The 13,600-nt window shown below is 38.0% G+C and carries 6 protein-coding genes; all 6 read left to right on the top strand.

Translation table 11 applies throughout. The features are described from left to right. Positions 1-8: 8 nt before the first annotated feature. Positions 9-2,297, top strand: coding sequence for an NADP-dependent malic enzyme (locus JO178_RS06920; protein ID WP_291933446.1), 2,289 nt, complete (start codon positions 9-11; stop codon positions 2,295-2,297). A 528-nt stretch (positions 2,298-2,825) separates the two neighbouring features. Next, positions 2,826-4,124 carry a carbohydrate porin gene (locus JO178_RS06915; protein ID WP_291933444.1) on the top strand — a complete coding sequence of 433 codons (1,299 nt, stop codon included), beginning with the start codon at positions 2,826-2,828 and terminating at the stop codon, positions 4,122-4,124. A 194-nt stretch (positions 4,125-4,318) separates the two neighbouring features. Then, positions 4,319-4,903, top strand: a complete 585-nt coding sequence (ruvA, locus tag JO178_RS06910) for a Holliday junction branch migration protein RuvA (RefSeq protein WP_291933442.1) — start codon at positions 4,319-4,321, stop codon at positions 4,901-4,903. A 57-nt stretch (positions 4,904-4,960) separates the two neighbouring features. Then, positions 4,961-11,962, top strand: coding sequence for a cell surface protein SprA (gene sprA, locus JO178_RS06905; RefSeq protein ID WP_291933709.1), 7,002 nt, complete (start codon positions 4,961-4,963; stop codon positions 11,960-11,962). Between the two features lie 322 nt (positions 11,963-12,284). Beyond that, entirely contained in the window at positions 12,285-12,662 is a 378-nt protein-coding gene (gene gcvH, locus JO178_RS06900) for a glycine cleavage system protein GcvH (RefSeq protein WP_291933440.1), read from the top strand. Continuing rightward, on the top strand, positions 12,604-13,014 hold the full coding sequence (locus JO178_RS06895; RefSeq protein WP_365866080.1) for a VanZ family protein: 411 nt from the start codon (positions 12,604-12,606) through the stop codon (positions 13,012-13,014). The genes gcvH and JO178_RS06895 overlap by 59 nt, the downstream gene beginning before the upstream one ends. Positions 13,015-13,600 lie beyond the last annotated feature (586 nt).

Below are 13,600 nucleotides of genomic sequence, written 5' to 3'. Positions count from 1 at the left end.
AAAATTTTATGTCAAGTAACAACAATCGTGACGAAAAGAACTTTAGCCAGGCCGCGCTGGATTATCATAAAGCAGAACCTAAAGGAAAAATTGAAGTTATTCCGTCGAAACCACACTCTTCTCAAAGAGATTTGTCATTGGCATATTCTCCGGGAGTGGCAGTTCCTTGTATGGAAATTCATGACAAACCGGAAACTGTTTATGATTATACAGGAAAAGGAAACCTTGTAGCGGTAATTTCTAATGGTACAGCAGTACTTGGATTAGGAGATATCGGGGCAGAAGCTTCGAAACCGGTTATGGAAGGAAAAGGACTTTTATTCAAAATCTTTGCTGATATCAATGTTTTTGATATTGAGATTGATGAAAAAGATCCGGATAAATTTATTGAGATTGTAAAAGGCATTGCTCCTACTTTTGGAGGAATCAACCTTGAAGATATTAAAGCTCCGGAAGCATTTTATATAGAACAAAGACTGAAAGAGGAATTGAATATTCCTTTAATGCATGATGACCAGCACGGTACAGCTATTATTTCTGCTGCTGCACTGATCAACTCATTACAGATTGCCAATAAGGATATTGATAAAGTGAAAATGGTAGTGAATGGAGCTGGAGCAGCTGCCATTGCCTGTACCAAACTTTATATCTCATTAGGATTGAAAAAAGAAAATGTCCTGATGTGTGATAGTAAAGGGGTTATCAATCATAAGAGAGAAAACCTTACCCCGGAAAAATTAGATTTCATTGCTCATACGGATATTGAAACATTAGAAGATGCTGTAAAAGGATCTGATGTTTTTGTAGGATTATCCAAAGGAAATGTGATGACTCCTGAAATGCTGCTAAGCATGAACGAAAATCCGATCGTGTTTGCTTTGGCGAACCCTGATCCGGAAATTGCTTATGACCTTGCGCTTTCAACTCGTAAAGATGTGATCATGGCAACAGGAAGAAGTGATTATCCTAATCAGGTAAATAACGTATTAGGATTCCCTTATATTTTCCGTGGAGCATTAGACGTTCAGGCTACAGGGATTAATGAGGCAATGAAACTTGCTGCAGTACATGCTATTGCTGATTTGGCAAAAGAACCGGTGCCTGAAGCAGTTATTCTTGCTTATAATGTTCAGAGTTTACAATTCGGAAGAGAATATTTTATTCCAAAACCATTTGACAACAGATTGATTACAAAAGTATCAAGTGCTGTAGCAAAAGCGGCTATTGAAAGCGGAGTTGCAAGAAAAACAATTACCGACTTTGAAGAGTATGAGCACCAGCTTCTGGATAGAATGGGTAGAGACGAGAGATTGGTGAGAATGATGCAGAGCCGTGCAAAATCTAATCCGAAAAGAATCACTCTTGGAAATGCTGAAGAATATAATGTATTAAAGGCCGCTCAGATTCTTTATGAAGAAGGAATTGCTTACCCAAGCCTTTTAGGAGATAAAAAGTACATCAAGCAGCAGATGGAACGTTACGGAATTAATCTGGATGTTCCGATTATTGATCCTAGTGATGATGATCAGAAAGAAAACAGAAAAAAATACAGAGAAACACTTTGGAAGCTTCGTCAGAGAAAAGGGATGAATGAATACAAAGCTAAAAGATATGTTCGTCAGAGAGATTATTTCGGTCCATTAATGTTGAGACATGGAGATACTGACGGGCTCATCGTAGGATTCTCTAAAAACTATACATCAGTTCTGCGTCCTGTTTTAGAAGTGATTGAAAAAGATAAGGGAGTTGATAAAGTGGCTGCCATGATGATGATTCTTTCTGAGAAGAAACCTATTTTCTTTGCCGATACCTCTATCAATCAGAACCCTACTTCTGAAGATCTTGTGAATATTGCTAAAATGGCAGAATTTACAGTAAAATCATTCGCTATTGAACCGAGAATTGCCATGTTGGGGTTTGAAAATTTTGCAGCTATTTCCGAAACATCCAAGAAAGTGGCTAAAGCGGTAAGCATCCTTCATGAGAAATACCCAAAAATGGTGGTAGATGGTGAAATTCAGCCGGATTTTGCTATGAATGCCGATCATTTAAGTGATTATCCTTTCTCAAAACTGGGAACAACACCAGCGAATACATTTATCTTCCCGAATCTGGAAAGCGCCAACCTGTCTTATAAAATCCTTAGAGGAATGAAGGTGGCACAGGTAATCGGTCCTATCTTAATGGGATTAAAGCAGCCGGTACACGTACTTCAGATGCGTTCAAGCGTAGATGAGATTGTGAATCTTGCTACCATTGCAGTTCTTGATGCTCAGAGAAGAGAAAAGAAAGCGTAAGAAAACAAAATAAACCGATTGTAAGAATCGGGAAAAGCCAGACGAATATTCGTCTGGCTTTTTGTTTTTTTAAGATGATGGTGCAGAAAAACATCCGAAAACGGTTTTTTTTAAGTGTTTTTTTAAAGCAGATGGGTTTATATTATTACTTGTTTTCTCACTTTATTTCAGATTATATCCTGGTTTTTCAATTTAAAAATGTAAAAAATATCTGGATGTTTTGTTTCTTATGAAATATTATGCTTTTTTTTAACCGGATAAGATTATTTAATATCTTAGAACTACAAAAACACAAAGACGTACTAAAAACACAAAAATGCAAATGCATGAAAAGGAAAAGATTTTTTAGATGGATAAAAGTATTTTGTCATGATGACTGATCCGGACAGAGGTGTCAAAATATTTTGATATTCGGGTTTCCTCTGAATATTCTTAGATTCTTAATGAAGTAACAGTTCTCTTTCTGTTAAACTGTTTGTATTGTTTTTAGCTGGTTCTTTTTAGCAATAAACCTATTAAGAAACAACTATGAGAAAAAAAATAATTACAAAATCAGGATGTCTGTTTTTTCTGATAACAGGAGCCTTGTATTGTGCGCAGAAAATTAATTTTGGCTCCCACGAATTATCTTCTAACGGTTATCTGAGGTCCGGATTTGGATGGACTGACGGAGGACCAATGGTTAATTTTGTCACCCCTGATAATATGCATAAATTCAGAATGGGAAATGAAGCCAATCAGTATGCAGAATTTCAGTTCAACTACCGGTACAAAAATAAAGACTCTGTCAACCTCTATGAAGTGACCTACATGATGTCTAAATATATTGCATTTGGAAGTGATGATTATAAACAGTTTCCGGAAACAGCACAGCTGTATGGGAAAATAAATAAGGTAGTTAAAAATGCTAATATCTGGATTGGAAAGAGATATTACGATCGCAGAAACGTAGAAATGCTTGATTATTTCTGGATCAATGCTGCTCAAAACTCCCAGTTGGGAATAGGGCTGGAAAATTATCAGATAAAAAAATCAGGGAATATGAATCTCGCTTTCATAAGATTTAAGTACGGAAATAATGATGCTCATTCTTATGTAACAGATTTTAGATATATGGATATTCCCGTTTCTCAGTATTCTCAGCTTAATTTCCTAGGGCAATACAGTATTAAAACCCAAAATGATATTACCCATACTCCAAAATCTTCCGGCTATGCAATCGGAGGATGGTGGACGTATGCTAAAGATCATATCACCCATACTTCTACACTTATCTTCAGAAAAGGAAGTTCAATCACCGATAATACGTATTCGGGAAAGACGATAACTGAAAATATAGGAAACCAAACATTATACAATCTGGATAAAGCCAGTTCTTTCGATGTCATCAATAATTTTGTTTATGATGATAAAAGAAGACATGCGGTACAGGCATCTCTTACTTATCAGTACAGAGACTTTGGAATTGATAATACTGATGAAAACGGAATAATGACTGACCACAGGGTTGCAAGAAATCTTTTTAGTGTAGGGTTCCGCTATTTATATTACATCAACAAACATTTTAATCTGGCACTGGAAGCAGGAAACGATTATGTGAAAAATAACAGATCCGGTGTGGAAGGAAGTTTACAAAAAATCACATTTTCTCCACAGATTTCCTGGAATTACGGTTATTTTTCCAGACCCGTTTTAAGACCTTTTATTACATATGCCCATTGGTCGGATAGTTTTGTCGGATTAACCGGCACATCGGATTATAATATGAAATTACTCAATAAAAATCATGGTATTTCTTTCGGACTCCAATTGGAAATTTGGTGGTAAATGACAGCTGCAGATAAGATATTATTTTGGTATGGGAAATATTGATACTGGGAAATCAGTATTTTTTGGAGTCTTTTGTTTTTATGTTAATTCATTGAATTGTTATTTTAAAATTAAGTTAAAAATCATTCGTACGTGAAATGAAAACATTAATTAGTTTAAATTGCTATATTTGGGAGTTTTAAAAATTAATAATGATATTTTCTTTACAAGGCACCGTCCAGGAACTTACGCCTACCTACGCAGTAATCAATGTACAAGGAGTTGGATACTATGTAGGTATCAGCTTAATGACCTCACAGACTCTGGTTTTAAACCAGCAGACCTTTTTATTTATTCAGCAGATTATTCGTGAAGATGCTCATCTTCTCTTCGGTTTTAACACTCGTTCTGAAAAAGAAATGTTTAATTTGTTAATAAGCGTTAACGGAGTAGGGGCTGTTTCTGCCCTTATCCTTCTGTCTACTTTGAGTCTTGACGAAATCGCTTCTGCAGTACTTTCAAAGAACAGTGCATTGATTCAAAAAGCAAAAGGAATCGGTGCTAAAACTGCCGAAAGAATTATCGTTGATCTTAAAGATAAAGTCCAGAAATTCAGCGGTCCTGCCGAGAATATTTCTGCGTTGGCGGATAATAAAATTAAGGAAGAATCGTTATCTGCATTAGAAGTTTTAGGTATTCCGAAGCGAATGAGTGAAAAGATTGCCGATAGAATATTAAAACAAAATCCAAACATTTCGGTGGAAGAATTGGTGAAACAAATTTTAAAAAACATTTAACATTTGGTGGCAAATAATAAGCATTTTAACATATTTTTGTTCCTGTCGTTCCTGTGTATGTCTGTGAGTGCTTTTGCACAGCAGGTCCGGGATACGGCGATCATAAGAAAAGAGTATGAGGTGGCCGACCCTACGAGGTACGAAGCCTATTATGACATAAAAACCGGGATGTACTATGTATATCCTAAAATCGGAAATACCGTTACCGGTCCCCCGACAGCCATGTCTCCGGAAGAGTATAAAGAATATATGCTGGCTACTCAGACTAAGGCCTATTATAAGGAAAAATCCGATAAATACAGTCTCCTTTTCAGAAAAGATAAATCTGACGCCAGAAAAAAAGGGCTGATTCCTTCTCTATTAATCAATAACAGACTTTTCGAAACCATATTTGGCGGGAACAAAATTGAAATTATTCCTTCGGGATATGCATCTATCGATTTTGGAGGGCTCTATCAAAAAATAGATAATCCCATGATTCTGCCTCAAAACAGAACCAGTTTCGCATTCGATATCAATCAGAGAATTCAGTTGGGACTATTGGGTAAAGTAGGAGAAAATCTTCAGCTGAAAGCTAACTATGATACCCAGAGTGGTTTCGCTTTTGAAAACAGAATGAACCTCGTGTGGCAGGCAAAAGGAAGCTGGAAAGATCTTCAGAGCAAAGGCCTTGGAAATGTAGATAAACCTAATGCGGGAGGCGAAGATAAAATTATCAAAAGAGTAGAATTTGGTAATGTCAATATGCCTCTTTCTACAAGTTTGATCAGAGGTTCCCAATCTCTGTTCGGAGTGAAAACCGAATTTCAGCTGGGGAAAACCTTTGGAACAGTTGTTCTTTCCCAACAACAGGGGGAAGCCCGAAATATTGTTGTACAGGGTGGTGGAGTTATGAATAACTTTAAGGTGAATGCCATAGACTATGAAGATAATCAACACTACTTCTTAGGACACTATTTCCTTAACAGCTATGATAATGCTTTACTGAATTATCCACAGATCAATTCTACAATTAATATCACCCGACTGGAGGTATGGGTACTGGATCAGTCGAACAGTAATCTGGCCTATCAGAAAAGTATCATCGGGATCAGAGATCTTGGAGAGGGAGCCGGTTCTCCTGATAACTCACAAAACGGTTTGTATGATGCTATTTCCACAACAGCCGGAACAAGAGACCCCGGTAAAAACTATGGAGCTGTTTTCCAGGGACAGACTTTTCCGGGAACTACAACACCTTATGATAATGGGGAAGAATATATTTTTAATACAAAAGCAAGAAGGCTGAATTCTAATGAATATACCATGCAGCCTCAGCTGGGGTATATTTCATTAAACCAGAGATTAAATGATAATCAGCTGTTGGCTGTTTCATTTTCTTATACCGTTGGGGGAAGTAATAAAGTCTATAAAGTGGGGGAGTTTTCTGAAGAAAGCCCCGTTTTGGTGACTAAACTCTTAAGATCAAATAACAGGGTTAATACAAGCTCGCCTATGTGGAGCCTGATGATGAAGAATATCTATTCTTTAGATGCCGGACAGGTATCACCGGATGGCTTTATGCTGAATATTTATTACCGTGATCAGAAAACCGGTGGTAAAGTAAACTACCTTCCCGATACTCCGGTACAGGACCAAAACCTGTTGAAACTAATGAACTGGGACCGTCTGAATATGAATGGTGATATTCAGAATAATAAAGACGGAACCAAAGGTGACGGGATGTTTGACTTTGTGAACGGAATCACAGTCCGGCCGGAAAACGGGAAAATTATCTTCACCAAAGTACAGCCGTTCGGAGATTATTTACAGAATGTACTCGGGAGTAATGATCCGAAATATGTCCTGCATGATTTATATGATAAACAAAAGCAAACACCATCTTTCGTTCCGCAGTGGTATACGATAGAAGGACGTTATAAAGGAACACAGGGGCAGGGAATTTCCTTAGGAGCCGTCAATGTTCCGCAGGGATCTGTAAAAGTATCTGCTAATGGAGTTCAGCTTAATGAAGGAGTAGACTATACGGTAGATTATATGCTGGGAACCGTAACCATTATCAATGAAAATGTAAAACAGTCCGGACAGGCCATCAATATCTCGCTGGAAAATCAATTGACATTTAATACCCAAAGAAAAAGATTTTTGGGATTAAACCTGGAAAGAAGATTTAATGAAAACTTCATTTTAGGCGGAACGGTAGTCAATTATTCCGAGTCTCCGCTTACCCAGAAAGTAAATTATGGCCAGGAAGCCGTTAATAATACAATGGCAGGAATTAATTTGATGTATAACAACAAAGCACCTTTCCTGACACGACTTACCAATAAAATCCCTTTTGTAAAAACAGAAGCTCCTTCTAATATCAACTTTAGAATGGAGGGAGCCTATTTACTTCCGGGACTTAATAAAGGAACAAATAATCAGTCTTATATCGATGACTTCGAACAGACGACTTCTAAAATTTCTTTAAAAGAACCTGCAGCATGGAGCTTAGCTTCAAGACCGGAGAAAAATACATTGCCTCCGTTCAGTACACCACCTCTTGATAATGACCTGAGCAGCGGGTACGGAAGAGGTTTGTTATCGTGGTATAACATTGATCCCAGATTTTGGGGTGTAGGAGGTAAAGCTCCTGCGGGAATTACCCCGCAATCCGTTTCTAATCACGCATCCAGAAGAGTACAGTATTCGGAAATTTATAATAACAGAGATTTTGTAGCGGGCGAACAAACCTTCACTAATACCTTTGATATTTCTTATTTCCCTCAGGAAAGAGGACCTTACAACGTCAATCAGGCTACCGAAGCAGCGGGAAGCAGATGGGCAGGTATTATGAGACCTGTAAGTGTATCCAATTTCATCACTTCAAATATTGAGTATGTTGAATTCTGGATGATGGATCCTTATGCCGATGGAACCCAGCTGGGAACTCAGCCCAAACTTTTATTACATCTGGGAAATGTTTCCGAAGATGTTCTGAAAGATGGAAAAATGTTGTATGAAAACGGCCTTCCGACCGGAGCAACACCTTCTACAACGACGACTTCAAACTGGGGAGTACAGCCAAAGCAGCCGCCTATTCTGTATGCATTCTCTACGGAAGGTGATAACAGAAAAGCGCAGGATGTAGGATATGACGGGTTAAGCTCTGATCAGGAATCTATGAGATTCGGAAATACTTTTGTGAATCCGGTGACGAATGTTGCCGACCCTGCTGTAGATGATTTCGTGTTCTATATGTCAGATAAGTTTACAGGCAGTCAGGCCGCTTCCATTGTTCAGCGATATAAATATTTCAGAAACCCGGAAGGAAACTCTGAAGCGAACTCTTTAAATGTAGCTTCCCAGACTCCGGATGCCGAAGATATTAATAAAGATTATAACCTTGACCAGACTGAAAACTACAACCAGTATGTGGTAAAATTAGATCAGGCGAGCTTGGGCTTAGGACAGAATAATATTGTGGACGTAAAAACAGTAAAAGCCAATTTCCAGAACGGACAGAGCTCTGATGTAAAATGGTATCTGTTCAGAATTCCGGTTTCTCAGTTTGACAGCAGTGAAGGCGCACATGATCCGTCTGTACTAAACAATGTAAGATTCGCAAGATTAATGTTAACAGGATTTGAGCAAACTTCTACACTGAGATTTGCTACAATGGACCTGGTAAGATCAGACTGGAGAAAATATCCTAAAAATATTGCTATTTATGCGGGAGCAGCTGTTGACCCTGCAATAAATGAAGGAAGTATAGATGTCAACACATCGGACCTGGATGTAGGAAGTGTAAATATTGAAGAGAATGCACTGAATCAGCCTCCATATGTATTGCCTCCTGGGATTGATCGTCAGGTACTGAGTGGTAATGCAGGAGTACAAAGACAGAACGAGGCATCTTTGTACATGAAGGCCAATGAGCTTCCTCCTGGTGAGGCGAGGGGAGTGTTCAAAAACACGACGCTGGATATGAGAAGGTACAAAAAGCTAAAACTTTTTGTTCACGCACATGATCCGCTGAACAGAGTACCGGGAATTGACCCTAAAACAAGATTTTTCATCCGTTTTGGAACTGATGCTACCGACAACTATTATGAGTACGAAGCTGCATTGAAAATTACACGAAATACAGAGACCGCTCCAATGGATATCTGGCCAATGGAAAATGATGTAGACTTTGATATCCAGAATTTCGTAGATGCAAAAATCAGAAGAGATAAAAATAATCCTGGAAAAATTACAGAAAGAGTTTTAGATAATAGTTTGGATCCGGGTAATAATTATAAAAGAATTTATATTAAAGGTAGGCCGAGTCTTGGAAATATTACAACTATTATGATCGGTATCAGAAATGGTATTGAAAGAGGAAATACAGATGCAGCAACAATAGACAGAGTTCTTTGGGTGAACGAAATCCGTCTTTCTGATATTGAGAATGATGGCGGGTATGCAGGGAATGCAAGCTTAAATTTCAATTTAGGAGATTTTGCAACCGTGAATACCAATGCTTCCTATACTTCTGTGGGCTTTGGAAATATAGACTCCAAACCGGCAGAAAGAAACCAGTCTACCCAGTCTGCATTCAGTATCAATACATCCGTTAATGTGGATAAACTTCTTCCGGAAAAAAGCGGAATGAAAATTCCTTTAAATTATTCTTATTCTCAGACCATTGAGGATCCGAAATACAACCCTCTGGATACAGACGTAGAATTCAGCAAAGCAGCCAATAAAGACCAGCTGAAAAAAGTAGCAAGAACCTATACACAACAGAGAAGTATCGGGGTAGTCAATATGCATAAGGAAAGAGTAAATCAGAATAAAAAGCCTAAATTCTATGATGTGGAAAACGTTTCGGTAACGGCTGTTTATAATGATGATTATTTCAGGGATATCTACACAAAGAAAAATTACAGACAGTACCTGAGAGGGTATGTGGATTATAACTATACCTTTAAACCATGGGTGGTGAAGCCTTTCAACAAAATGATCAGTGATACGGCAAAATCTACCAAGTATCTCAGATGGGTAAAAGAGTTTAACTTTAATCCGATTCCTACAAGACTTGCTTTCAGAACGGAGATAGACAGAAACTACAATGAGCTTGAGTTTAGAAATGTTGAAGCTATCTTAAGTGGAAATACCGGTGGTGATTTCCAAACCCTTCGAAACAGAAACTTCTATTTCGGATGGCAGTACGGATTAGGGTTTAACTTTACAAAATCATTAAAACTGGAAATCAACTCTGCAACCAGAACCCTTAATGATAATGTGGACGTGAATAGCATGGACAACAAAGCTATTTTCGGAAATATTTTCAGAGCAGGAAGACCGGTATTGTATAATCATAAAGTGCAGTTGAATTATAAACTTCCCTTCCAGTATCTGCCTTATCTGGATTTTATTGATGCAGAGGTGGGATATGGTTTTACCTATAACTGGAATGCAAGATCTACAGCATTACTTTCGAGCCCGAACGGATCTTTAGGATCAGTAGGGCAGAATACAAATGTAATCCAGGCAACAGCTACAGCTGACATTCCTAAGTTCTTCGGTCAGTTTAAATATTTTAAAGATATTACAGCCAAATTACAAAAGCGTAAACAGGAAATTGATTCCCTGAATAATGTATATACACAACAATGGGCGAAGAACAGATACAAATACAAAAACTATAAATTTAAAAATAAGCTGACAGTACTGCAAAGTGCAGCTTTCTTCCTGACTTCTTTCAAACAATTAGATGTGAATTATAATGAGACGAACGGGACAGTGCTTCCCGGGTTAATATCTGCACCGAATTTCTACGGGTACGGACAAACACTGGGAGGTCCTAGTATTGGCTTCTTATTAGGTTCACAGGCTGATATCAGAAGACTGGTAATGGAAAACGGCTGGGTAAGCGATTCGCCATATATGACAGATCCGTATGTGAGAATGTCTACGAGAGAGCTGAGGTCTAACCTGCAGATTGTTCCGATGAACGACTTTAGAATTGACCTTAATATTTTACAGACATACAACAGGAACTTCTCACATTCAGGATTCAATTATACCAATGGAGGAGTGGCTAATCCGGACTTTACTTTTGCTAATGATCTCATAACGTATTCCAACTCTACCATGCTTCTAAGCACTTCGTTTAAAGACGGACAGGCCGTGTATCAGGCATTAAGGGCAAATGCACAGGCACTTTCCCAGCAGCTGGGTGGCCCGAATGCTGTTATCGGAAATGACGGATTTGCTCAAGGATACAGTATTTCAAATGCCTATGTACTGATTCCTGCATTTAGATCAGCAGTAGAAGGAAAGTCGGTAAAACAGATTGGAGATGCCAAAAAAGCTGGGATTCCGTTACCGAACTGGAGAATTACCTATTCAGGATTAAGAAATATTCCGATCATTAACGGACAGTTTTCAAAATTTGATATCCTTCACGGGTATACCGCAACTTATACGGCAACAGGAGTTCAGTCCAGTATTGATTATTTTAATGCACAGAATACCGGTAAATTCTTTGATATCAACGGAGATTATATCAACCCGTTCACATTCGCACAGGTAGGATATGTAGAATCGTATGCACCGCTTATCGGAGTAGATGTGACCATGAGAAACAATATGCAGTTCGGAATTCAGTACAACAGAAACAGAATGCTGATGCTTGGATTGGTTAACCATACCCTTACTGAAGACTCCAATACAGAATATGTAGTCAGATTAGGATATATCGTCCGAAACTTCAGATTAGGAATGGCGAATGTAAGAGGAGCAAGAGGAAAAGGAAGTGATCTTAACATCAGAGGAGATATCTCATTAAGAGACAGCAGAACCTCTATTATGAATATATTACTCAATGACTCACAGATAACAGGAGGGCAAAGACTTTTGAATATTAAATTATCAGCAGACTACAACGTTTCTGAAAACCTAAACCTGAGAGTGTTCTATGAACAAATGACCTCCAAGTATAAGATTTCAACAGCATTCCCGCTGTCTACCATCAGAGCAGGTATTTCTGCAACGTTTACATTCGGAGATTCCGGTGGCGGTTTCTAAGAATAATGAATCATAAAATCCCTTTCTATTTAGAAAGGGATTTTTATTGTAAGTCTTTCTGATCTCCTGAAATTCAATTTTGGCTAAAGTGTAGCGATGGATTACCCCAAACAGATCTTTGGATGTTGAGCCATATAACAATCCTGATTGATTCAGCTGGAAAGACTTATCCAAATAAAGCCATAAAAAAATAATTCATTCGTCTTAAATCGTTGCTCCGGCAGCTGTTTTTTATTTCTTTTCAAAATTTCATAAAGATGCCTGTTTAAGCTTTGAACCTTTTAGAATTTTGAATACATTTGTAGAAAATAAAAATTTAAAAATGAACACACCATCAGAATTAAAGTACACGAAAGATCACGAATGGATCAAGATCGAAGGTAATATTGCTACAATCGGTATTACAGACTTTGCTCAGGGAGAACTTGGAGACATCGTATACGTAGACGTGGATACTGTAGATGATGATCTTAATGGAGGAGACGTTTTCGGAAGTGTAGAAGCTGTAAAAACGGTTTCAGATTTATTCTTACCGATTTCAGGAAAGGTTATTGAATTTAATTCAGACTTAGAAGATCAGCCTGAACTATTAAATACTGAGCCTTACGGCGACGGATGGATTATCAAATTAGAAATTGCTGATGGTGCAGATCACTCTGAATTACTTTCTGCAGAAGAGTACCAGGCGATCATTGGATAGAATTTCAAAAATATTTAGTAAGATATTGCCCATTTATTGGGCATTTCTTACTTATATGCTTCTCAAACCGGGTGAGGAGAACCATGAGTATTGGTTTATGTTCAACGGTATCGATAAAGTATTACACTTAAGTATATTTGCGGCATTGGGTTTTTCTCTTATAGCTGCATTTCCCAAAATCAAATTCTCATACTTTTTTCAGATCATCCTTCTTTATGCCTTTCTTACCGAAATTTTACAGGAAGAAATGGGATTAGGAAGATCCATGGAAACCCTCGATGTGGTAGCAGATGCTATTGGCTGCATTATAGGATACTATACTTATAAAATTTTCATCAAACGCTTTTTCTGATTTATACCTGCAGATAGGACACAATAGATCATATTCTTATTTTCTTTCAATCCTTATTATCCTCCACGGCCACCCCCCTTTTCAATATATTCAGGAGCTTATACCCGCTATCCGCTCATACTCCTCGTGCCGGGTTTCCCTCACCATGCCTTTCATCTTTCCATTCCTTACTGCGGGGTACCCGCTTCTATCGGGGCTAGATATGGGAAGCGAGCCAAGAATAAAGATAAATAACGATAACACCCATCCATAGGAACCGGCTTCAGCCCGTTCATTCCCAAAAACATTTTCAAATTCGATAGGGCTTTCGCCTTACCCTATATATAACGTATGCATCTCCGTCCGGGTCATATCCCATTTTCGAAAACACCTTCATACATCCGTTATTCTTATATATATATAGGCTAATATCTGTTCCGCTCCGCGTATCGGATAGCCTGCCCAAACATTTGTTTAAAATTTTTCCACTTGCTGATCAGCATATTAGCCTTAAATATTACGATTATATGAATTTTAAGTTAAATAAACTTGCGGGGTAATGGAGAAGTTTCTATCTTTGCCCCACTGAAAAACGAAAGAGATTCGG

Source organism: Chryseobacterium sp., assembly GCF_019236175.1.
Taxonomy (GTDB): Bacteria; Bacteroidota; Bacteroidia; order Flavobacteriales; family Weeksellaceae; genus Chryseobacterium.
This window is presented reverse-complemented; position numbering and strand designations above follow the sequence as displayed.